This window comes from Acinetobacter sp. FDAARGOS_494 (genome assembly GCF_003812225.1).
Lineage (GTDB): Bacteria > Pseudomonadota > Gammaproteobacteria > Pseudomonadales > Moraxellaceae > Acinetobacter > Acinetobacter baumannii.
Genome location: NZ_CP033866.1, coordinates 209,697 through 230,994, shown reverse-complemented (window position 1 = coordinate 230,994; position 21,298 = coordinate 209,697). Strand labels below are relative to the sequence as shown.

Sequence of the window (21,298 nt, the reverse complement as noted above, 5' to 3'; positions counted from 1 at the left end):
AATATAAAACGATTTCTCTATATCTTAAGTCAAAACTGTATTAAGGAGCAGGGGCCTTGAATTGTAATTTGCCATTTTCGTTCGGCTGGCAAGTACCATTAAAGGTTACACCGTTGTGATTGTAAGAAACCCATTCACCTTGCTGTTTTTTTGCACACACTCGAATTTGTTTTTGAGTTTCGGCTTTGCTCGTGTCAGCAGCGTGTGTAAAAGTGACGCCTGAAAAACAAATTAGAGATGCTGTTAAGATTTTCAACATGGTCGTTTTCATTTTGTGTTCCTTCTAGTTGCGTTAATTTTAAAGTCATAGAAGTGCTGTACGTTTTTTATTCTAAAATGAAAAAGTTTTAAAAACATTCACTTTGTATTGAATTCATGAAACAAAATGTCAAAACATGTGGCTTACCGTAAATCATGTCACGACAATTTTGTAATTATGTACATCTATAAGCAGATAATTTTGCTATAATGTTCCGTCTTTTTTTTCTGGTGTTTTTGTACTCATGCACTATCCTAAAGTTTATGATGTTATCGTTATCGGTGGCGGTCACGCAGGTACGGAAGCGGCGCTTGCTGCTGCGCGTATGGGACGACAGACTTTGCTTTTGACCCATAACATTGAGACTTTGGGTCAGATGAGCTGTAACCCAGCAATTGGTGGCATTGGTAAGTCGCACTTAGTTCGTGAAATTGATGCGCTTGGCGGTGCAATGGCTTTAGCTGCCGATAAAGGCGGTATTCAATTCCGTATTTTAAACTCGCGTAAAGGTGCAGCAGTACGTGCAACGCGTGCTCAGGCTGACCGTGTTCGCTATAAAGCTGCGATTCGTGAGACCTTAGAAAATCAAGCAAATCTTGATATTTTCCAACAAGCGGCTGATGACCTGATTGTTGAAGGCGATACAGTTAAGGGTGTTGTGACCCAAATGGGTATCCGCTTTGATGCAAAAACTGTTGTGTTAACTACTGGTACATTCTTGGGCGGTGTTATTCACGTTGGTTTAGAGAAATCAAGCGGCGGTCGTGCTGGTGATCCTCCTTCTATTGCTCTTGCTCAGCGTCTTCGTGAGTTGAAATTACCGGTAGGCCGTTTAAAAACAGGTACACCTCCACGTATTGATGCACGTTCAGTTGATTTTTCTGTTATGACACCACAACCAGGCGACTTCCCGTCTCCGGTAATGTCGTTCATGGGTGATGTGTCTATGCACCCAGAACAAGTGAACTGCTATATCACGCATACTAACGAAAAAACTCATGACATTATTCGTGGTGGCTTAGACCGTTCACCAATGTATACCGGTGTTATTGAAGGGGTAGGTCCACGTTACTGTCCTTCAATTGAAGATAAGATTCATCGTTTCTCTGATAAAGACTCGCATCAGGTATTCTTAGAGCCAGAAGGCCTTGATACACATGAGCTTTATCCAAATGGTATTTCGACTTCATTACCATTTGATGTTCAGTTTGAACTTGTGCGCTCGATTCGCGGTATGGAAAATGCCCATATCTTACGTCCGGGTTATGCAATCGAATATGACTATTTCAACCCGCAAGCTTTGAAATTTACCCTAGAAACTAAAGCAATTAACGGCTTGTATTTTGCAGGGCAAATTAATGGTACTACCGGTTATGAAGAAGCTGGTGCCCAAGGTTTACTTGCAGGCTTGAATGCTGCACGCCGTGCATGGGAACAAGAAGAATGGACACCTAAACGTGACCAAGCTTATATGGGTGTATTGGTTGACGACTTGATTACCCTAGGTACGAAAGAGCCATACCGTATGTTCACTTCACGTGCGGAATATCGTTTGATGTTACGTGAAGATAATGCCGATCAACGTTTAACAACTATTGGTCGTGAGCTTGGTTTGGTTGATGATGTTCGTTGGGCAGCTTATTGCGAAAAAATGGAAGCTGTTGAGCGCGAAACATCTCGTCTACAACATTTATGGGCGGCACCTAACAACCCAATGGGTAAAAAGTTTGTTGAAATGACAGGTGCTGATTTAAGTAAAGAATGTAGTGCGATTGACTTGCTTAAACGTCCTAATATTAATTTTGGCCAAATTGCGGAACTTACAGGTTCTGAAGTATCACAGCAAGTCGGTGAGCAAATTGAAATTGCTGTTAAATATGAAGGTTATATCAACCGTCAGCATGAAGATGTGGCTCAATTAAAACGTCTTGAAGAAACTAAAATTCCTGCTGATTTTGATTATGACGTCGTTTCAGGTTTATCTCGCGAAATTACTCAGAAGTTGAAAACAGTTCGCCCGGAAACATTAGCTCAAGCGAGCCGTATTCCTGGTGTTACCCCAGCTGCTGTTCAGCTTGTAATGATCACGATTCGTAAAAATAATATGACGAAAAAAACGGCTTAATTATTTAAGCGTGTAAAAAAGCCCGGTTAAGACTGGGCTTTTTTATTTTCTGATCAAAAAATATCTGGAATTTTCCTAAGCATCAAAAGAGATTTTGCATCCTTTTTTTCTTATTTCACAAGTTTTAAAGCGAAAGTTATATTAAATTCACGTTCAAACAAGAGGGCTTTAAACATGACAATGAAATCAATTCGCTACAATGGATATGAAATGGCATGCCAATGCTCATGTTCAACATAGCGCAAAAGAAAGAGCAGATCATTTTTGGTGGGGGAAAACATATTGATCTGAAAATAAATAAAAGTATAAATGCCAATATAAAATTAAGAAAATTACAATTCAAAATCTAAAGAGAACCATATGGTTCTCTTTTTTATATCTACTGATTATTTGCTATCAGGCTCAATTTCTCGCACAGCATTGTGTACTTGGGCTGGCTCAATATGAAGCAGTTTTTTACCAAAACTCCGTAACCACCATACGAGTTGGGACGTAAATGGAACGGTCGCCGTAACTTCGACAATATTTTCTTCAATTGGGGTAATGGTCTGATCTTTACTTAACTGACTTTCATAAAAAGTTTTAGCAGTTTGCTCGGTCATGGTTAAAGTAAGCTGAATAGATTCAGTGGGTTGGTTGTAATCTACTCTGAAACCTAAAGCCCCTGAGTCAATATAATGGTCAATATCGAAATTGACAGGGTGTAAAGCCCGACTTTCTAAAACTTTAGCAGATTTGAATCGGTGCAAGGCAAATGTTTGTACTTCAGTTTTATCATGGCGCGTACAAATTAAGTAAATCACAGCACCTTTTTGGACCAAAGCAAGAGGATTTAAAATATAAGTTTTATCTTCGCCTTGATTTACACGGGCCCGATAGACACACTCAATCTGTTTGTCTTGTAGTAGACCTTCATAAATTGCCTGCTGAGCGGCACGGTCCACTACAGGTGGAATAAGAGGTTGGCTTGCTGGCACAATACGGACACGATTAATCCACTGTCTTACATTATTTTGTGTAGATAGACTACGTTTTGCCAAATCGAACCAAGGCCCCATCTCATCAAGTAGACTGGGTGGAAGTAAATGTTTGAGATGTTCCTCAACCATCATAAAAGTTACAGCTTGAGAGCTTGTCATATGCGGTAAGCTTTGAATTGGTGCATCTGATTGCCAACGCCAGCCTTGAGGTACAGCTTTATTACTTTCAATTGGAAAACGCTGAGCAATTTGGTTTAAATCACGCTGAATAGTCCTTAAACTGATTTCAATACCTTCACGCTCAAGCATTTCTTGCAATTCTCGAGTTCCGATCCATTTACCGGTAGGAAGGCGAGATAGAATCTGCCATTGGCGATATAAACTATTTGAAGTTTCTTTTTCTGTTACAGACATAAGCGTAATACATCTATATCCAATTGCTTTGGTGTCAACACAATAAAAAAACTTTACAGATTTAGCAAGTTTGTCAGATTCGGTTTATAGCAGCTTTTACAATCAATGCTAAAATTTAGAAGAAAGTTATAACAATGATATTCAATAAGCATTATAGATATATAAGTGGCACTGAAATTGCTTATTTAAAAATGAAATATAGATAAATGATAAGACGAGGTTGCTATGTCAGAACAAGAGAAAGACCTACAAGCCGATATTGATTATTTTATACAGGAACAGGCGACCAACGCATTACTTAACCAAACTTCGTTTATAGAAAATCTTTCCGTACAGTCGAACCTATTTGAACAACTAAAATCGCAGTTTTTTAATGAGATGTTGGATGATGCGACGTCTAATGGTGTGGCCTCTAAAAAAATTGAACAATGGCTGAGCATTCGTACTTTGGATGAGTTGAAACAATTAAATGCGGAGGCTAAGCAACATTTTCTCTATCACGGCATTACATTTAACGTATACGGTGATAAGGAGGGAGTGGAGAGAACGATACCTTTTGATCTCATTCCAAGGGTTATTGAAAAAAAACAGTGGGAAAAAATCGCAGCTGGCTGTGCACAGCGAGTTAAAGCGCTTAATTATTTTTTAGATGACATCTATCATGGTCAACATATTTTAAAAGAGCAATTAATTCCGGAAAGTCAGATTATTTGTCATGAGGCTTTTCAGCCCCATATGCTTAAACACACGCTCAAAGGCAAAATTTATTCTCAAATTAGCGGAATAGATATTATTCGTGACAGTGAAGGCGAGTTTTTTGTACTTGAAGATAATTTAAGAACACCATCTGGCGTATCTTATATGATTGAATGCAGGAATATTAGTCAACAACTCATGCCTGAGCTCTGTGCTGCTAACAATCTGCAAGGTATTGAACACTACCCAAGCTTATTAAAAGAAATACTTCAAGAAAACTCTGAGATTGATCAGCCTTTTATTGTGGTCTTAACGCCAGGACGTTTTAACAGTGCTTATTATGAACACGCTTTTTTAGCACGTGAAATGGATGTGCCACTGGTCACCAATCGAGATTTATTTGTAGAAAATGATCAAGTATTTGTAAAAACGATTCGCGGCCGTCAAAAGGTTGATGTGATTTATCGCCGTTTAGATGATGATTTTTTAGATCCACTTGCATTTAGACCTGATAGTGCTTTAGGTGTGGCAGGTTTAATGTCTGCTTATTTACAGAAAAACGTAGTGATTGCCAATGCTCCCGGCACTGGAGTAGCTGATGATAAATCGATTTATCCATATGTTGATCAGATGATCCAATATTATTTGGGTGAAACACCAATTTTGAAGAATGTACCTACTTACCAGTGCCGTGAGAAAGAACATCTGGACTATGTACTGGCTCATTTAGATCAATTGGTCATTAAAGAAGCTCAAGGATCGGGTGGATATGGCATGTTAATTGGTCCTAAAGCAAGCTCATGTGAAATTGATGAATTTAGACAAAAACTGCTTGCTACACCGCATGAATATATTGCCCAGCCAACATTGGCTTTATCGGTTGCACCGACTTTAACTACAGCAGGGGTGGCTGAGCGCCACATCGACCTACGCCCGTTTGTACTCAGTTCTCCTTATCGGACCGAAATTGTGCCCGGAGGTTTAACACGAGTAGCCATGCAGGCAGGTTCTTTAGTCGTTAACTCCTCACAAGGAGGAGGTATTAAAGATACATGGGTCGTTGAAACGCTACATTCTTAATGGTTGGTTAAAGAGGAAATTTATGGTTTTACTCAATTCGAGTGCGCACCACATTTATTGGTTGGGTCGTTATTTAATGCGAATTCAATTTGCTGTATCACATTTGCCATTTACAGATGATGCTAAAGCAGCCCAATTTGCAGCAGCATTTGGGCTAGTCATTGATCAAGCAGAATTACTGAATTGCTATATGTTGGATACGAAACAAACATATTCATTACTGAATCAGTTCGCTATTGCTAAAGATAATATTCAAGAGTTAAGAGGAATATTATCTTCAAATGCCTATGCAGAATTAAATCATGCGATTAAGGGAGTCCAAGCTCATCCTGATTCATTAAAGCAGGCTTTAGCGAAATGTAATCAAATACTTGATACTGAACATGAAGATATAGCGTTATTTCTGCATTTAGGACAAAAGATAGAATTATTTGATATACGACTACGTTTTCAGCAAGACCTTACACAGCTCTTGCAGGAGTTAGAACAATTACTTCAACAGCTGAATGACTTAGGGTGGAATAAATTAACTCAACCATGGCAATTATTAAAAGATCATCCAAATTGGGAAGCTTATTATAATTTTACCCAGCAGTTGGAATATATGTTCGAGGCATAATTATGAAATTGATGGTTAATCATCAAACGCATTATAACTATACTGAAACTGCTAAAAACAGTATTCAGTATATCAAGATGATGCCTCAAACATCGCTGCATCAACATGTTATGAATTGGGCAATCAGCGTGCCTGGTGACAAGACGCTCAAAAGAGATATTTTTAATAATATTTGGATAACGGCTAGCCAGCGTTATGAGTATCAGCACCTTACTTTTATGGCACAAGGTATTGTAGAGCTTCTAAATACAGAAATAGGAGGAGTAGATATATCTATACCAATAAATCTATTTCTCCAAAGTACAGAGGCCACTAAATATGATGCTGAAATGTTGGATTTTGCCCAGAGAATTGTAACTGTCAAAGATCGACAACATATTGCTTTGCTCAGTGAAAATATTTTGCAAAAGATGCCATATCAACCGGATAGTACATCTGTTCATACAACGGCTACGCAAGCCTTTCAGGCAGGTCAGGGGGTGTGTCAAGATCATGCACATGTTTTAATCGCTATGTGCCGTGCGTTACAATTACCAGCACGTTATGTCTCTGGTTATCTATTTGATCAAAATTCTCCACACCTTGCCAGTCACGCTTGGGCGGAGGTATTTTTAGATAATCAGTGGTATTGTTTTGATGTGAGCAATCAATTGTTTACACCAAAGCATCATATTTATCTTGCTGTTGGTCGGGACTATCTCGATGTTGCGCCCATTAGGGGAGTGCGAGAAAAAGGTGGTACTGAAAATATGATGTCTGTGGTTCAAGTGCTGGCTTGTTGAATGTAAAGAGAACGAAATGACCTATTGTTGTGCGCTGAGATTGGAACAGGGTTTGGTGTTTATAAGTGACACTCGAACTAATGCCGGGGTCGATCATATTTCTGTGTTCCGTAAACTGCATACTTTTGGAGTAACGGGAGAGCGGTTTATTGCCTTGCAAACAGCAGGCAATTTAGCAACTACACAAGCGGTTATCGGGCATTTGCAAAATGCACTTATTTTGCAACAAGAGCCTAATTTATATAGCATTAATACTATGTTTGAGGTGGCTGATCTAGTCGGTAAAACCTTGAAAAGCGTTTTAGAAGATATCAGTTCAGATACCCAAGAACAAATGAATTATGCCTGTAGTATTTTAGTGGGTGGGCAAATCAAAGGCGGAGATATGCAGCTTTATAATGTTTATCCGCAAGGCAATTTTATTTGTGCCACCACAGATACGCCTTACTTTCAAATTGGCGAAAGTAAATATGGCAAACCTATTTTAGATCGAGCTTTATATTATGCGATGCCATTAGATGATGCTCTTCGTTGTAGTTTAATTTCATTTGATTCTACATTGCGTTCTAATGTCTCTGTTGGTTTGCCGTTAGATGCATTGGTTTATAGTAAAGATAGTTTTGTGATCCCTATGGGTAAGCGAATTACTGAAGATGATCCATATTTTTCACAAATTAGTCGTCAATGGTCAGATACGTTACGCCGTGGTTTACAGGAAATGCCAAAACCTACAGATGATTATTGGCGCTAAAATTTATTCAAAAAAAATCCAAGCAGTGCTTGGATTTTTTATTTAGTGAACTTTAAGTACCCTGACGGACTGGGCGAGAACTTAGACGGCAAAGTAATTCATAGCCGATCGTGCCATTTGCTTCAGCCACATCATCAACTAAACGGTGATTTCCCCAAAGTTCAACTTGGGTGCCAAGTTTTACTTGAGTATTTGTGACATCAATCGCAATCATATCCATACTTACCCGGCCCACAACTGGGCAAAGTTTGCCATCAATAGCGACAAAATTTTGCTTAACATAAGCTCTTGGATAACCATCACCATAGCCAATAGAAACAATGGCGATATCCATAGCCTGTTGAGCACAAAAAGTAGAGCCATAACCTACGTGTTCACCAGCTTCAATATGGTTTAACGCTATTATTTCTGCAGTAAAAGTCATGACAGGTTTCAAATCAAGATCATGCACTGTTTTATCTGCAAAAGGTGAAGCGCCGTAGAGCATAATACCAGGACGTACATAGTCAAAATTTAGTTCTGGCCATTTAAAGATGGCAGCTGAATTACAGCATGATGCTAAAATTGGATCGCAAGTTTCTTTAATATGCAAAAATTGCTGTTTTTGTTGTTCATTTAAAGGGTGATCTACATCTGCATTTGCAAAATGCATAGCAAGTACACATGTAAAACCTTCAGACTTTAATGTCTTAATCACTTCAATAATTTCTGGGTCTTTAAAACCTAAACGGTTCATACCGCTATTTAATTTAACCCATACTTTTAAGCCTTGGGCAATATATGCTTGTTTGTGTTTAATTAACCATTCAAACTGTTGTTGATGGTGAATGACGCATTCAAATTTTTGTTCAATTGCGACGGGCATTTCATCTTCAGAAAATACCCCTTCAATTAAAGTAACTGGTTGTTCGAAACCGAGTTCACGGATTTCTAATCCTTCTTGTAGGCAGGCTACACCAAAGGCATCTGAGGCATTTAAGGCTGCTAAACAGTCTTTGACTCCATGTCCGTATGCATTGGCCTTTACCATGCTTACGATTTTTGAATTTGCTGCGAGTTGTTTGACACGGTTTAAATTATATTGAAGCGCTTGGCGATCAATATAAACTGTTGCTTGACGCACCCTCATTTACTCCTTTGGGCTAGAGATAGAGTTTATTCTTCATCATCATATTGGCTGTAATACTCAGGAGAGAGATTACTAAAACGAGTATATTGGCCTTCAAAGGCAAGGCGAACGGTACCAATTGGACCATTACGCTGTTTACCGATGATAATTTCTGCGGTGCCTGCTTCTTTCGATTCTTTGTTATAGACTTCATCACGGTAAATAAACATGATTAAGTCGGCATCCTGCTCAATCGCACCAGATTCACGTAAGTCAGACATTACTGGACGTTTATTCGGTCGGTTTTCCAGACTTCGGTTAAGCTGAGATAGTGCAATCACAGGACAGTTCATTTCTTTAGCTAAAGCTTTTAAGCTACGTGAAATTTCCGAGATCTCACCAACACGGTTGTCACCCATGCCCGGAACTTTCATTAACTGTAAATAGTCGACCATGATACAGCCGATTTTACCATCATGCATTTTTGCGATACGTCTAGCTCGGGCACGAACTTCAGTAGGTGGTAGGGCAGAGGAATCATCAATATACAAATGCATTTGTTGAAGTTGCAGAATGGTACCCGTTACTTTAGTCCATTCATCAGCATCCAAATTACCTGAACGTAAATGCCCTTGATGCACTTTACCCATAGCTGAAATTAGACGCATCGCAATTGAGTCTGCTGGCATCTCCATAGAGAAGACGAGAGCTGGGAGTTTATTGTATTGTAAAACACTTTCAACCAAGTTCATGGCAAAAGTAGTTTTACCCATAGATGGACGTGCTGCGACAATAATCAAATCACCCGGTTGCATACCAGAAGTTTTATTATCGAGCTCTAAAAAGCCAGTCGTTAAACCAGTAATATTTCCGTCTAATTTTGAAAGTTCATCAAGTTTACTAATTACATCGGCAGTTACAGAACTAATTGCTTTAGGACCAGAATCTTTTTTATTGTTGTTATGTTGTTCTGCTAAAGAGAAAATACTTGTTTCGGCTAAATCTAAAATTTCACTTACACCTCGACCTTTTGTGTCATAAGCATTTTGTAAAATTTCAGTACTTACCTTAATCATACTGCGTAGTGTAGAAAATTCTTTAATTTTAGTCGCATAAGTTTCAAGATTATAGAAACTCGAAGGTGAGTCAGCCATAAGCTGCATCAAATATTCTTCACCGCCAATCGCATCGAGTAAGTTTTGTTTTAAAAGCCAGTCGTTGACCAAAACCGCATCATACGGTGAGTTTTCCTGTGCTAATTTTTCAATTGCACGATAAATATATTTATGACGAGTGGCATAAAAATCATTTTCTTTGAGTAAGTCACTGACTTGTTCAAAAGATTCAGCAACAGTCATCAGCGCAGCAAGTACAGCTTGCTCAATGGCTAAATTGTGTGGGGGAGTGCGAAACTCTTTAAGTTGGCCTGATTCACTCGTCTTATTTTCTGTTGGAGATGAAAGGGTTAAAGAAGTGGCATTCGCCTGAGACATAATTAGACCTGATGATAAAATGTGTACACAAAAAGGGTTTTAAGCCGAGAACTATCTTAAAACAAAACTAAATAAACTACCTAATTAAAAAACCAATTAAACTGAAGAACTGATCAGGAATTAATATATCTAATTTTATTGCTTAAATTTAAGAGATAAAAAAAGAGCATGCGTAAGCATGCTCTTTTTTTGATGAGAAATTACTCAGATACGATAGTAACGAGAACTTCTGCAACAACATCATGGTGCAATTGAATTGCGATGTTGAATTCACCAGTGTGACGAAGCGCACCGTTTGGTAAACGAACTTCTGCACGGTCAACTGTAAGACCAGCATTCGTTAACGCGTCAGCGATGTCACGAGTACCGATAGAACCGAAGAGTTTACCTTCGTCACCAGCTTTAGCAGTGATAACGATGTTAACTTCGTTCAATTGTTCAGCACGTGCTTGAGCAGCAGCTAATACTTCAGCTTCTTGCTTCTCAAGTTCAGCACGACGAGCTTCGAAAGCAGCAGTGTTAGCTTCAGTAGCTGCAACTGCTTTACCTTGAGGGATAAGGAAGTTACGGCCGTAACCAGCTTTAACTGATACTTTATCGCCTAATTTACCAAGGTTCTTAATGCGTTGTAATAAGATAACGTCCACAGATCACCTCACTTATGGTTGTCAGTGTACGGAATCAAAGACAAGTAGCGAGCTTGTTTGATAGCAAGCGCTAATTGACGTTGATAACGAGCTTTAGTACCAGTGATACGGCTAGGAACAATCTTGCCGTTTTCAGTGATGTACTGTTTTAAAGTATCGATATCTTTGTAGTCGATGTACGCAACATTCTCAGCTGTAAAGCGGCAGAACTTGCGACGACGGTAAAAACGTGCCATTGATGTTCTCCTTATTCAGCTTCTTGAGCAACTTGCTGTGCTTCTTCACGTTGAGCTTTACGCGCACGCTTTTCTTCAGCACTCTTAGCAAGCAATGACTCTTCAGTGATTGCGTGTTCACGACGGATGATAAGGTTACGAATGATCGCGTCGTTATAACGGAATAATTCTTCTAACTCATCAAGCGTAGATTGACCACATTCAACATTCATAAGAATGTAGTGCGCTTTGTGAATTTTGTTAATTGGGTAAGCCAATTGACGACGGCCCCAATCTTCTAAACGGTGAATTTGACCATCAGCTTCTTTGATCTGAGAGATATAGCGTTCAACCATACCTACAACTTGATCGCTTTGGTCTGGGTGTACCAAAAGTACGATTTCGTAATGACGCATTGTCAGCTCCTTACGGTTTAAACAGCCCCTAATAAAATTAGAAGCAAGGAGTCATAGCTAAAAATATAAATAGCTACGTCGCAAAAAATGCGAAGGCTGAATTATAGGTAAAAATTAGACTAAAAACAAATCTTTTGATGAGAAATATAAAAGTTATTTGAGAGAGGAGGAAATCCTCCCTTAATTAAAAGAGAGGAAGATTTGGAGCAGGGGATTGATAGGTAAAGCTAAAACTTAAACTTAGCAAAGTAATTAAGATTACTGAGTAAAGGAAAAAGCGTTTAGCCCAAAGTTGGTCGTTTTCAGCTTTAAATCCAATAATTGATAAATAAAACCAGTATGCGGTCAAAGCATTAAAGGTAATCAAGAAAAATACATTGGTGTAGCCAAAACAATATAACCCATTCAAAACAGCTGCAAACAACAGGATATAGATTACACATTCAATTTTCGTGCGATAAATGGAACGTGCTACAGGCAAGATAGGAATTCCCGCATTTTTGTAATCATCAAAACGATAAATTGCAATTGCCCAAGAGTGAGGCATTTGCCATAAAGCGTATGCTAAAAACAAAAGCAAGGCTGCCACATCAAATTGATGAGTTACTGCTGTATAACCAATAACAGGAGGGCTCGCTCCGGAGATACTACCAATGACGGTTTGATGGATTGAGGTACGTTTAGTCCACAAACTATAAAAACCGACATAGACAATAAAACCAATCATTGCAAACAAAAATGCGTAACCATTTACACCAAACCACAAAATGCTAAAACCCATTACTCCGAGTACGAAAGCATATACAAGCGCAACAGTAGGAGAGATGGTTTTTTTAACGAGTGCACGGTTTTGAGTGCGCTGCATCTTTGTATCAATATCTTGATCTATAACATTATTAACCACACAACCTGAAGCAACAACTAATGTTGTTCCAATGAGAGTGAGCAATAATAATAAGATGTCTATAGAGCCTTGGGCGGCTAAGAAGAAGCCGCCCAAGGTGGTAATGAAATTACCGAAGAGAATTCCTGGTTTAGTCAGGAATAAATACTTTTTCAACATGACAATCAGTTTAGATCATCATATTGTAGTGAAGGTAATTCATAATCCACACAGAACCGATTAAAAGTACAGCGATACATAGGATTGTGTAGATAAATGCAATCATATTCCAACGTTGTTCAGATGATGTATTCATGTGTAAGAAATACACAAGTTGTACAAGAACCTGAGCAACGGCAGTGATTGCAATCACTGTAACCAAAAGACCGCGGCTGAAACCACCCGCCATCACCATCCCGAATGGGATGATGGTAAGGATGACAGAAAGAATAAAGCCAACAGTGTATTGCTTAAAGTTACCGTGTGACGCACCAGCAGCATTATGCTCATGACTACTCATTAGAGAACTCCCAGTAAGTAAACGACGCTGAATACACAGATCCAAACGATGTCAAGGAAGTGCCAGAACAAGCTTAAGCAAGCAAGACGACGTGTATTCGGTAAAGTCAAACCTTTAGTTTTGATTTGATACATCAGTACCAACATCCACACTAAACCAGAAGTTACGTGGATACCGTGCGTACCTACCAAAGTAAAGAACGATGATAAGAAAGCACTGTGTGTTGGACCATGACCTTCTTCTACAAGGTGATGGAATTCATAGAGTTCCATCCCGATGAAGGTTGCACCAAAAAGGAATGTAATAAATAACCAAGTGATCACTTGATTTACATTCTTTTTATAAGATGCAAGTACCGCAAAACCGAAAGTCACCGATGAAATCAATAAGGCAAATGTTTCAGTTAACACGTAGCCTAATGATTCATGGAACAGGTCATATGCACTTGGAGTTCCTGGTGGAACATGACTGCTTAATACAGCGAACGCAATGAAGAGTGATCCGAAAAGAATCAAGTCACTCATCAAGTATGTCCAGAAACCAAAGACCGTTAAGTCAGTATCATCATGTTCATGATGACCATCATGGCCGTGGTTGTCGTGATGAAGTACTTCAGCCATTTCCTTAGTCCTTCTTCAAGTGTTTTTCAAGTAAAGCATAGCGTTCGTTTTCAATACGCTCAACTTCTGCAGCTGGAACATAGTAATCAACATTCTTAGTGAATGAGCTTACGATCAAGCTAACAACAGCTGCAACGAATGAAACAACAACGAGCCACCAAATATGCCAGATGAGTGCAAAGCCAAGAAGAGTAATGAACATTGCAATGACAAAACCAGCAGCACGGTCAGTCGGCATGTGGATGTCTTCATATTTAGTATTACGTGCGTATGCTACACCGTTTTCTTTGTCAGTCCAGAAACGGTCAATACCGCTTGCATCTGGTTCATGAGCAAAGTTATAGAATGGAGCAGGGGAAGAAGTAGCCCATTCAAGTGTACGAGCATCCCATGGATCGCCTGTGTAGTCCATGTTTTGGTGACGTTGTAAGAAACCAACGATGATTTGCATTAAGAAACATGCAATACCAATCGCAACAAGAACAGCACCGAATAATGCAATCGCAAGGTATGGGTCCCATTCAGGGTTGTCATATGTATTCAAACGACGAGTCATACCCATGAAACCAAGGATATAAAGTGGCATGAATGCAAAATAGAAACCGAAGAACCAGAACCAGAATGCAGCTTTACCCCATGCTTCATTGAGCTTCCAACCAAACATTTTTGGCCAGTAGTAAATGATGCCGGCAAACATACCAAACACCACACCACCGATAATTACGTTATGGAAGTGAGCGATCAAGAATAATGAGTTGTGTACAAGGAAGTCCGCAGGTGGAACAGCCATAAGTACACCAGTTAAACCACCGATACCGAATGTTACAAGGAAGCCAAGCGTCCATAACATTGGAGTAGTAAAGGTGATGCGACCTTTATACATGGTGAATAACCAAGAGAAGATTTTCACACCAGTAGGAATCGCAATAACCATGGTCATGATACCGAAGAACGCGTTAACGTTCGCACCAGCACCCATGGTGAAGAAGTGGTGAAGCCATACAACAAATGCTAATACAGTAATTGCAATTGTTGCATATACCATAGACTTGTAACCGAACAACGCTTTACGAGAGAAGGTTGCAACGATTTCTGAGTATAAACCAAATGCTGGTAATACCAAGATATATACTTCAGGGTGACCCCATGTCCAGATCAAGTTCACATAAAGCATTGGGCTACCGCCAAGCTCATTTGTGAAGAAATGGAAACCGAAGTAACGGTCTAATGTAAGCATCGCAAGAGTACCTGTTAATACAGGGAAAGATGCAATGATTAATACAGCCGTACAAAGTGAAGTCCATGTGAAAATAGGCATATCCATCAATTTCATGCCAGGCGCACGCATTTTGATGATGGTAACGAAGAAGTTAACACCAGATAAAAGCGTACCTAGACCAGAAACCTGAAGTGCCCAGATATAGTAGTCAACACCTACACCAGGAGAATATTGAATACCAGACAGAGGAGGGTAAGCCATCCAACCAGTCGCAGCAAATTCACCTAATACAAGTGAAAGCATCATTAAACCAGCAGCACCAGCGAATAACCAGAAGCTTAAAGAGTTTAATAATGGGAAAGCAACGTCACGAGCACCGATCTGTAAAGGTACAGAGATGTTCATCATACCTACAACTAGACCCATTGCTACGAAGAAGATCATGATTACACCGTGTGCGGTGAAGATCTGGTCGTAATGGTCAGGATGTAAATAACCTTCACCACCGCCTTTAGCGAGGAAAAGTTGTAAACGCATCATGATCGCATCGGCGAAACCACGCAAAAGCATGACGACAGATACGATGATATACATGATACCAATCTTTTTATGGTCTACAGTTGTAAACCATTCTTTCCACAAATATCCCCATTTTTTGAAATAGGTGATACCGCCAAGCACAGCAATTGCACCAAGTGCCATAAAGACCATGGTGACAAGTACGATTGGCTCTGTCGGGATAGAGTCCCAACCCAATTTACCAAAAATCATATCCATGTCTTATTCCCCTTGAGCAGCGTGTTCAGCTGCAACATGAGTTTCTGCTGTTGTATGTGCAGCAGAGTGGTCAGCACCATGATAGTTACTCATATAGTGGTTGATAATTGTTTCAAACAATTTTGGTTCAACTGAAGAGTAATAAGTCACAGGGTGTGGCTTAGTCGGGAACGGTTTCATCGCTTCTGCTTTAGCAAGCGCTTCTTGATCACCAGCAGCTTTAGCACGATTTACTAAATGCTCGATTTGGTGCTTAGAACGATCGCCATCACGTAAGGTTGCCAATTCAGCTTGGTCAAGCGTAGTTTTTTGAACTGCTTCTGGGTTAATAGTTGTACCATTACCTGCTTTAACAGCCGCTACCCATTCGTTGAATTGTTGCTCTGTAACGCTATGCGCTTTGAAACGCATTTGAGAGAAACCATAGCCTGAGTAGTTAGAAGAGAAACCACGATATACACCAGTTTCATTTGCTAACAAATGAAGGTGAGTTTGCATACCTGCCATTGCATAAATCTGACCGCCTAACTGTGGAATGAAGAATGAGTTCATCGTGAAGTTAGAAGTGATTTTGAAACTTAACGGAGTTTTCTCTGGGAAACGTACTTCGTTAACAGTCGCAATGTTTTGTTCAGGATAAATAAAAATCCACTTGAACTGTTCAGCAATAACCTGAATAGTTAAAGGTGCTTTATCTGATTCTAAAGGACGGTATGGGTCATACTTGTGGGAACCCCACCAAGTTAACCAAGCTAAAATACCAATAATAATGACAGGAATACCCCATACTACAACTTCAATTGCAGTTGAGTGTGCCCATGTAGGTTTATAGTCTGCATCTTTATTTGACGCACGATATTTCCAACCAAACCATAATGCCATGATGATTGAAGGAATCACCACAAGTAACATTAAATAGATCGCAGTCATCATAAGGTCACTTTGACCTTGACCAACTGGACCTTTAGAGTTTAGAAGTACCATATCACCACCACACCCAGTCAAAAGTGCGGCAAGCGTTGATAAAGACAATACAGCTAAAATCGTTTGTCTCATTTTACAACCTCGGTGAAGAGTCCCATTCCCTAATTAAATATGGGATAGCGATTAAAGTGTCGCATGATTGAGAACGCTAGTCTTAAAAATTAGACTTCTCAATGATGTGACACCGCTACGTTGTAGGGCATTATGCCTCATATCGACAAACTAAGCTACACATAAAGTCGTCTGAAATAATTGTTTTAAAACCCGATTTTTTTTGTAGGGTATCTAATTTCAACAGAGCTTTTATTTAAATATCAACTCTCTATGGAAAAAAAGGAGGCGAGGTGCCTCCTTTTTTTTAGACATTAAATGAATGAGTCATTTACTATCATTTGATCACTTTTGTTCTTGCAATTTTGTCATGTAGAGCTTGTCGCTTTTGTCCTAATGCAAAAGCATAGTCAATAATTGTACTAATAGGCATAAATAGTAAGTTTAATATAATGAAAACGACACTTCTTAGAAGGAAGATACGCGTTAAATTAACTTTACCATTGGTTTCGGCATCGACAATTCTAATTCCGACAATTTTTTTACCAATACTTTGCCCAAACTTAGTCAATAAAAATGCTTGAATAGCGAGCATTATGACGACATAAAGTAGCATTGTATGCCAAGCTTCTATAGGAATAAGGGTAAAAAGCTGCTGTTGAAGTTCAGCTGCTTTAGTTGATGCAACTTCTGCAGATTGCATCTGTTTTTGTAACTCAAAAAGTTGTTTATATTGAGCTTCATTAAAGAAAAAAGACGGAATAGCTGCAATAGGTAGCCAAAGTAATAAGTCAATAATTTTTGCAAGAGCACGAGACGAAATTGAAGCAAGCTCGTGTGTTTTAGTTTCTACACGAATGTGCTGAATGGTCTCATTATAAGGCGTATTTGTATTTGCTGAAAAAGCAGAATAACCAGTAGGTTGATATACAAGTTTACCTTGGGTTAATTCTCCTAAAGCTTTCCATTCTGTCATGCCTTCATGCCAAGCTAAATCAGTAAGCAAAACTTGTTGACTTGCCAACATTTGATTTAGTTGTTCTAAGGTATAAGGCCCAGCTTGTTGATTATTACGTGCCAAGTAAATTTGCATAAGTAAAAATTCTCTATTCTAAAGATGAAAAAAGACCCACGGATGGGTCTTTTTTTATAACAAATTAGATTTGCTTGATTTTTTCTTCAGCAAGGAAGAACCATGTGTCTAAAACCGAGTCAGGGTTAAGAGATACTGATTCAATGCCTTGCTCCATTAACCATTTTGCAAGGTCTGGGTGGTCTGATGGTCCTTGACCACAGATACCGACATATTTACCAGCTTTACGACAAGCATGAATTGCCATTGAAAGGAGAGCTTTTACAGCAGCATCACGCTCATCGAACAAGTGAGAAACAATACCAGAGTCACGGTCAAGACCAAGTGTTAACTGAGTTAAGTCGTTAGAACCGATAGAGAAGCCATCGAAGTGTTCAAGGAATTGTTCAGCTAACAATGCATTAGTTGGTAATTCACACATCATGATGACTTTTAAGCCATTCTCACCACGCTTCAAGCCATTTTGAGCTAATAACTCAATGACGCGTTTTGCTTCAGACACTGTACGTACGAATGGGATCATGATTTGGATGTTAGTTAAACCCATTTCATCACGAACTTTTTTAAGTGCGCGGCATTCAAGTTCGAAACAGTCACGGAAATTGTCCGAAACATAACGGCTTGCACCACGGAAGCCAAGCATTGGGTTTTCTTCTTCTGGCTCGTATAACTTACCGCCAATAAGATTCGCATATTCATTTGACTTAAAGTCAGACATACGAACAATAACTGGTTTGTCAGCAAATGCTGCTGCAAGTGTAGCAATACCTTCAACTAGTTTTTCAACATAGAATTCTACAGGTGATGCATAACCAGCTGTACGGGTCATTACCGCAGCACGAGTTTCGCGAGGCAAGCTTTCAATGTTCAGAAGAGCTTTAGGGTGAACACCGATCATACGGTTAATAATGAACTCTAGACGAGCAAGTCCAATACCTTCGTTTGGAATTTGAGCAAAGTCAAAGGCACGGTCAGGGTTACCTACATTCATCATGATTTTGAATGAAAGTTTAGGCATAGATTCGATAGAGTTACGTTGAACTTCAAAATCTAACGCGCCTTCGTAGATGAAACCAGTGTCGCCTTCAGCACAAGAAACAGTAACTTCTTGACCATCAGTCAATACTTCAGTTGCGTTACCACAACCTACGATTGCTGGTACGCCAAGTTCACGGGCAATAATTGCAGCGTGACAAGTACGGCCACCACGGTTAGTAATGATGGCAGCAGCACGTTTCATTACTGGTTCCCAATCTGGGTCAGTCATGTCTGATACAAGTACGTCACCGTCTTGTACTTTGTCCATTTCTTTAATTGAGTTAACAATACGGACTTTACCAGAACCAATACGTTGACCGATTGAACGGCCTTCACAAAGTACAGTACCTTTTTGCTTGAGTAGGTAGCGTTCCATGGTGCCGACATTTTGACGGCTCTTTACAGTTTCAGGACGAGCTTGAACAATATAGATTTGACCATCATCACCATCTTTTGCCCACTCGATATCCATTGGAGCGCCATAGTGCTTTTCGATAATAAGCGCTTGTTTCGCTAACTCTTGTAACTCGTGATCATTTAACGCGAATTGTTGACGTTCTTGTTTTTCAACGTCTACAACTACAACAGATTTACCCGCTGAACCTTCTTCACCATAAATCATTTTCTGGTGCTTAGAACCAAGGTTACGGCGTAATACCGCATGTTTACCTGCATTTAATAATGGTTTAGAAAGATAGAATTCATCCGGGTTAACGGCACCTTGTACAACCATTTCACCTAAACCGTAAGATGCAGTAATAAATACAACATCACGGAAGCCAGACTCAGTATCAAGGGTAAACATTACGCCTGCAGCGCCAGTTTCAGAGCGAACCATACGTTGAACACCAGCAGAAAGCGCAACTAGACTGTGTTCAAAACCTTGGTGAACGCGATATGCAATAGCACGGTCATTAAATAATGATGCAAATACTTCTTTTACAGCAATTAATACGTTATCAATACCGCGAATATTCAAGAAAGTTTCTTGCTGACCGGCGAACGATGCATCCGGTAAGTCTTCTGCAGTAGCAGACGAACGAACAGCAACAGCAATATCTGGGTTACCATTTGAAAGTGCAGCAAATGCTTCACGAATTTCTTGTTCTAAGCCAGGTGTAAGTGGAGTCTCTACAATCCATTGACGAATTTTAGCGCCAGTTTCTGCTAAGGCATTTACATCGTCAACGTTAAGCTCTGCAAGTTCTGCTTGAATTCGAGCGTTAAGACCGCTTTGGTCTAAGAACTCACGATAGGCATCAGCAGTTGTTGCAAAACCACCAGGTACCGATACACCAGCATTTGATAAATGGCTGATCATTTCACCCAAAGATGAGTTTTTCCCACCTACGAGTTCGACATCGTGTTTCCCTAATTTTTCTAGACCGATTACGCGCGCTTCCAAAGTTTTCACTCCACTTTTGCAGTATTAATGTCTATCTTGGCATGAAATTAAAAAATAAAGTGCTTAGTTGAGAATTTTACTAAGCGACAGTCATGTAAGATCAGTTTACTATAAAGATTATATAGCACTAAGACAAATGTTTAAGGAGAATTTTAATGTCAGAAAGTAAACAATTTAAGCGGAGTGTTTTTTTTATTTCTGATGGAACTGCGATTACTGCCGAGACCCTTGGACATTCGTTATTAGCTCAATTTCCTAACGTAGATTTTGATATTCACATCATGCCTTATATCACCACTGAAGAGGCCGCAATGGCAGTGGTGGTCGAGATTAACAAGTGTCAGACCAGAGATGGTTGCCTGCCATTAGTATTTGATACTTTGGTCGATCCGCATGTGCGAGAAATTATTAATACGGCTAAAGCGGTTAATCTGGATGTGTTTGAAGGGTTAATTAGTAAGCTGGAACAGGAGCTTGGAACCCCGCCTACAACTTTAGTCGGACAGACTCATGCCGTGACCGATTCGGAGTATTACAAAGCCCGGATTGATGCTGTTCATTTTGCGCTTGATAATGATGATGGAGCACGTACCCGCCATTATGACAAAGCTGATTTAATTTTAATTGGCGTGTCTCGTTCCGGTAAAACACCGACTTCTATTTATCTATCTTTGCAATTTGGTATCCGTGTTGCTAACTATCCTTTAACCGAAGAAGATTTAGACGATAATCGTTTACCGGCAGTCTTAAGAGAGCACCGCAGTAAATTATTTGGTTTGATGATTGATGCAGAGCGCTTGGTTGCCATTCGAAGTGAACGTAAAGCGAATAGCCGATATGCAAGTTTTAGCCAGTGTCAGATGGAGTTGCGAGCTATTGAAGGTATTTATATTTCTGAGGGAATTAAATACTTAAATGTTACCGAAATGTCGATTGAAGAAATTTCTACTCGTATTTTACAAATGACAGGTTTAAAACGTCGTATTGGTTAATTAAGTCAATTATTTATTTTAACCATTCAATTTAAAATTTATTAATATGATTAAATTGAATGGTTTTAAATATAAAACAAATTAAAAATAAAAGTTTTAAATATAAAACTGTTTATATAAAAATGTTTTTG

General features: G+C 39.3%; 20 protein-coding genes. 6 read left to right on the top strand and 14 right to left on the bottom strand.

The window, feature by feature from the left end:
* Window positions 1-40 precede the first annotated feature (40 nt).
* A complete protein-coding gene (locus EG365_RS01165) occupies window positions 41-271 on the bottom strand; it encodes a hypothetical protein (RefSeq protein WP_000859008.1) in 231 nt (76 codons plus the stop codon).
* Between the two features lie 232 nt (window positions 272-503).
* Here EG365_RS01165 and mnmG point away from each other — a divergent pair, with 232 nt between their 5' ends.
* On the top strand, window positions 504-2,384 hold the full coding sequence (mnmG, locus tag EG365_RS01160; RefSeq protein ID WP_000559183.1) for a tRNA uridine-5-carboxymethylaminomethyl(34) synthesis enzyme MnmG: 1,881 nt from the start codon (window positions 504-506) through the stop codon (window positions 2,382-2,384).
* A 386-nt stretch (window positions 2,385-2,770) separates the two neighbouring features.
* On the opposite strand, the gene EG365_RS19355 is transcribed toward mnmG, so the two are convergent.
* The gene (locus EG365_RS19355; protein ID WP_000117146.1) at window positions 2,771-3,778 is read right to left on the bottom strand and encodes a helix-turn-helix transcriptional regulator; all 1,008 of its coding nucleotides are present in this window, start codon (window positions 3,776-3,778) and stop codon (window positions 2,771-2,773) included.
* A 225-nt stretch (window positions 3,779-4,003) separates the two neighbouring features.
* Here EG365_RS19355 and EG365_RS01150 point away from each other — a divergent pair, with 225 nt between their 5' ends.
* From EG365_RS01150 to EG365_RS01135, 4 genes are read left to right on the top strand one after another with little or no spacing between them, the layout of a single operon-like run.
* Complete coding sequence (locus EG365_RS01150; RefSeq protein WP_001295011.1) at window positions 4,004-5,554, top strand: circularly permuted type 2 ATP-grasp protein; 1,551 nt, start codon at window positions 4,004-4,006, stop codon at window positions 5,552-5,554.
* 22 nt (window positions 5,555-5,576) lie between these two features.
* Window positions 5,577-6,173, top strand: a complete 597-nt coding sequence (locus EG365_RS01145; RefSeq protein WP_000243521.1) for an alpha-E domain-containing protein — start codon at window positions 5,577-5,579, stop codon at window positions 6,171-6,173.
* Between the two features lie 2 nt (window positions 6,174-6,175).
* On the top strand, window positions 6,176-6,955 hold the full coding sequence (locus EG365_RS01140) for a transglutaminase family protein (RefSeq protein ID WP_000772588.1): 780 nt from the start codon (window positions 6,176-6,178) through the stop codon (window positions 6,953-6,955).
* A 16-nt stretch (window positions 6,956-6,971) separates the two neighbouring features.
* Window positions 6,972-7,706, top strand: a complete 735-nt coding sequence (locus tag EG365_RS01135) for a proteasome-type protease (RefSeq protein WP_000220477.1) — start codon at window positions 6,972-6,974, stop codon at window positions 7,704-7,706.
* Window positions 7,707-7,758: 52 nt separating this feature from the next.
* On the opposite strand, the gene alr is transcribed toward EG365_RS01135, so the two are convergent.
* The 12 genes from alr to ppsA form a co-directional block, all read right to left on the bottom strand.
* The gene (gene alr / locus EG365_RS01130) at window positions 7,759-8,829 is read right to left on the bottom strand and encodes an alanine racemase (protein ID WP_001248169.1); all 1,071 of its coding nucleotides are present in this window, start codon (window positions 8,827-8,829) and stop codon (window positions 7,759-7,761) included.
* A 32-nt stretch (window positions 8,830-8,861) separates the two neighbouring features.
* Window positions 8,862-10,307 carry a replicative DNA helicase gene (gene dnaB, locus EG365_RS01125; protein ID WP_000075891.1) on the bottom strand — a complete coding sequence of 482 codons (1,446 nt, stop codon included), beginning with the start codon at window positions 10,305-10,307 and terminating at the stop codon, window positions 8,862-8,864.
* A 200-nt stretch (window positions 10,308-10,507) separates the two neighbouring features.
* Window positions 10,508-10,954, bottom strand: coding sequence for a 50S ribosomal protein L9 (rplI, locus tag EG365_RS01120; RefSeq protein WP_000382591.1), 447 nt, complete (start codon window positions 10,952-10,954; stop codon window positions 10,508-10,510).
* An 8-nt stretch (window positions 10,955-10,962) separates the two neighbouring features.
* Window positions 10,963-11,190 carry a 30S ribosomal protein S18 gene (rpsR, locus tag EG365_RS01115; RefSeq protein WP_000090661.1) on the bottom strand — a complete coding sequence of 76 codons (228 nt, stop codon included), beginning with the start codon at window positions 11,188-11,190 and terminating at the stop codon, window positions 10,963-10,965.
* Between the two features lie 11 nt (window positions 11,191-11,201).
* Window positions 11,202-11,585, bottom strand: coding sequence for a 30S ribosomal protein S6 (rpsF, locus tag EG365_RS01110; protein WP_001216679.1), 384 nt, complete (start codon window positions 11,583-11,585; stop codon window positions 11,202-11,204).
* A gap of 184 nt (window positions 11,586-11,769) precedes the next feature.
* Complete coding sequence (gene cyoE, locus EG365_RS01105) at window positions 11,770-12,648, bottom strand: heme o synthase (protein WP_000915319.1); 879 nt, start codon at window positions 12,646-12,648, stop codon at window positions 11,770-11,772.
* A gap of 10 nt (window positions 12,649-12,658) precedes the next feature.
* Window positions 12,659-12,988, bottom strand: a complete 330-nt coding sequence (locus EG365_RS01100; protein ID WP_000094534.1) for a cytochrome o ubiquinol oxidase subunit IV — start codon at window positions 12,986-12,988, stop codon at window positions 12,659-12,661.
* On the bottom strand, window positions 12,988-13,608 hold the full coding sequence (gene cyoC / locus EG365_RS01095) for a cytochrome o ubiquinol oxidase subunit III (RefSeq protein WP_000852577.1): 621 nt from the start codon (window positions 13,606-13,608) through the stop codon (window positions 12,988-12,990). Before cyoC ends, EG365_RS01100 begins: the two co-directional genes overlap by 1 nt.
* A 4-nt stretch (window positions 13,609-13,612) precedes the next feature.
* Window positions 13,613-15,604, bottom strand: coding sequence for a cytochrome o ubiquinol oxidase subunit I (gene cyoB, locus EG365_RS01090; protein WP_000367186.1), 1,992 nt, complete (start codon window positions 15,602-15,604; stop codon window positions 13,613-13,615).
* Window positions 15,605-15,607: 3 nt separating this feature from the next.
* Window positions 15,608-16,660 carry a ubiquinol oxidase subunit II gene (gene cyoA / locus EG365_RS01085; protein ID WP_001250044.1) on the bottom strand — a complete coding sequence of 351 codons (1,053 nt, stop codon included), beginning with the start codon at window positions 16,658-16,660 and terminating at the stop codon, window positions 15,608-15,610.
* 316 nt (window positions 16,661-16,976) lie between these two features.
* Window positions 16,977-17,732 carry an RDD family protein gene (locus tag EG365_RS01080; protein WP_001167811.1) on the bottom strand — a complete coding sequence of 252 codons (756 nt, stop codon included), beginning with the start codon at window positions 17,730-17,732 and terminating at the stop codon, window positions 16,977-16,979.
* Between the two features lie 64 nt (window positions 17,733-17,796).
* The gene (ppsA, locus tag EG365_RS01075) at window positions 17,797-20,184 is read right to left on the bottom strand and encodes a phosphoenolpyruvate synthase (RefSeq protein ID WP_000853480.1); all 2,388 of its coding nucleotides are present in this window, start codon (window positions 20,182-20,184) and stop codon (window positions 17,797-17,799) included.
* A 146-nt stretch (window positions 20,185-20,330) separates the two neighbouring features.
* Here ppsA and EG365_RS01070 point away from each other — a divergent pair, with 146 nt between their 5' ends.
* Window positions 20,331-21,167 (top strand): pyruvate, water dikinase regulatory protein, encoded by an 837-nt coding sequence (locus EG365_RS01070; protein ID WP_000004354.1) that lies wholly within the window; start codon window positions 20,331-20,333, stop codon window positions 21,165-21,167.
* Window positions 21,168-21,298 lie beyond the last annotated feature (131 nt).

Excerpts from the sequence above, each read along its gene's own strand:
- cyoB (WP_000367186.1), bottom strand. The coding sequence starts at position 15,604 with ATGGATATGATTTTTGGTAAATTGGGTTGGGACTCTATCCCGACAGAG.
- cyoA (WP_001250044.1), bottom strand. The coding sequence starts at position 16,660 with ATGAGACAAACGATTTTAGCTGTATTGTCTTTATCAACGCTTGCCGCA.
- EG365_RS01165 (WP_000859008.1), bottom strand. The coding sequence starts at position 271 with ATGAAAACGACCATGTTGAAAATCTTAACAGCATCTCTAATTTGTTTT.
- cyoE (WP_000915319.1), bottom strand. The coding sequence starts at position 12,648 with ATGTTGAAAAAGTATTTATTCCTGACTAAACCAGGAATTCTCTTCGGT.
- EG365_RS01140 (WP_000772588.1), top strand. The coding sequence starts at position 6,176 with ATGAAATTGATGGTTAATCATCAAACGCATTATAACTATACTGAAACT.
- rpsF (WP_001216679.1), bottom strand. The coding sequence starts at position 11,585 with ATGCGTCATTACGAAATCGTACTTTTGGTACACCCAGACCAAAGCGAT.
- EG365_RS01145 (WP_000243521.1), top strand. The coding sequence starts at position 5,577 with ATGGTTTTACTCAATTCGAGTGCGCACCACATTTATTGGTTGGGTCGT.
- EG365_RS01070 (WP_000004354.1), top strand. The coding sequence starts at position 20,331 with ATGTCAGAAAGTAAACAATTTAAGCGGAGTGTTTTTTTTATTTCTGAT.
- cyoC (WP_000852577.1), bottom strand. The coding sequence starts at position 13,608 with ATGGCTGAAGTACTTCATCACGACAACCACGGCCATGATGGTCATCAT.
- EG365_RS01100 (WP_000094534.1), bottom strand. The coding sequence starts at position 12,988 with ATGAGTAGTCATGAGCATAATGCTGCTGGTGCGTCACACGGTAACTTT.
- EG365_RS01150 (WP_001295011.1), top strand. The coding sequence starts at position 4,004 with ATGTCAGAACAAGAGAAAGACCTACAAGCCGATATTGATTATTTTATA.
- mnmG (WP_000559183.1), top strand. The coding sequence starts at position 504 with ATGCACTATCCTAAAGTTTATGATGTTATCGTTATCGGTGGCGGTCAC.
- dnaB (WP_000075891.1), bottom strand. The coding sequence starts at position 10,307 with ATGTCTCAGGCGAATGCCACTTCTTTAACCCTTTCATCTCCAACAGAA.
- EG365_RS01080 (WP_001167811.1), bottom strand. The coding sequence starts at position 17,732 with ATGCAAATTTACTTGGCACGTAATAATCAACAAGCTGGGCCTTATACC.
- EG365_RS01135 (WP_000220477.1), top strand. The coding sequence starts at position 6,972 with ATGACCTATTGTTGTGCGCTGAGATTGGAACAGGGTTTGGTGTTTATA.
- EG365_RS19355 (WP_000117146.1), bottom strand. The coding sequence starts at position 3,778 with ATGTCTGTAACAGAAAAAGAAACTTCAAATAGTTTATATCGCCAATGG.
- rpsR (WP_000090661.1), bottom strand. The coding sequence starts at position 11,190 with ATGGCACGTTTTTACCGTCGTCGCAAGTTCTGCCGCTTTACAGCTGAG.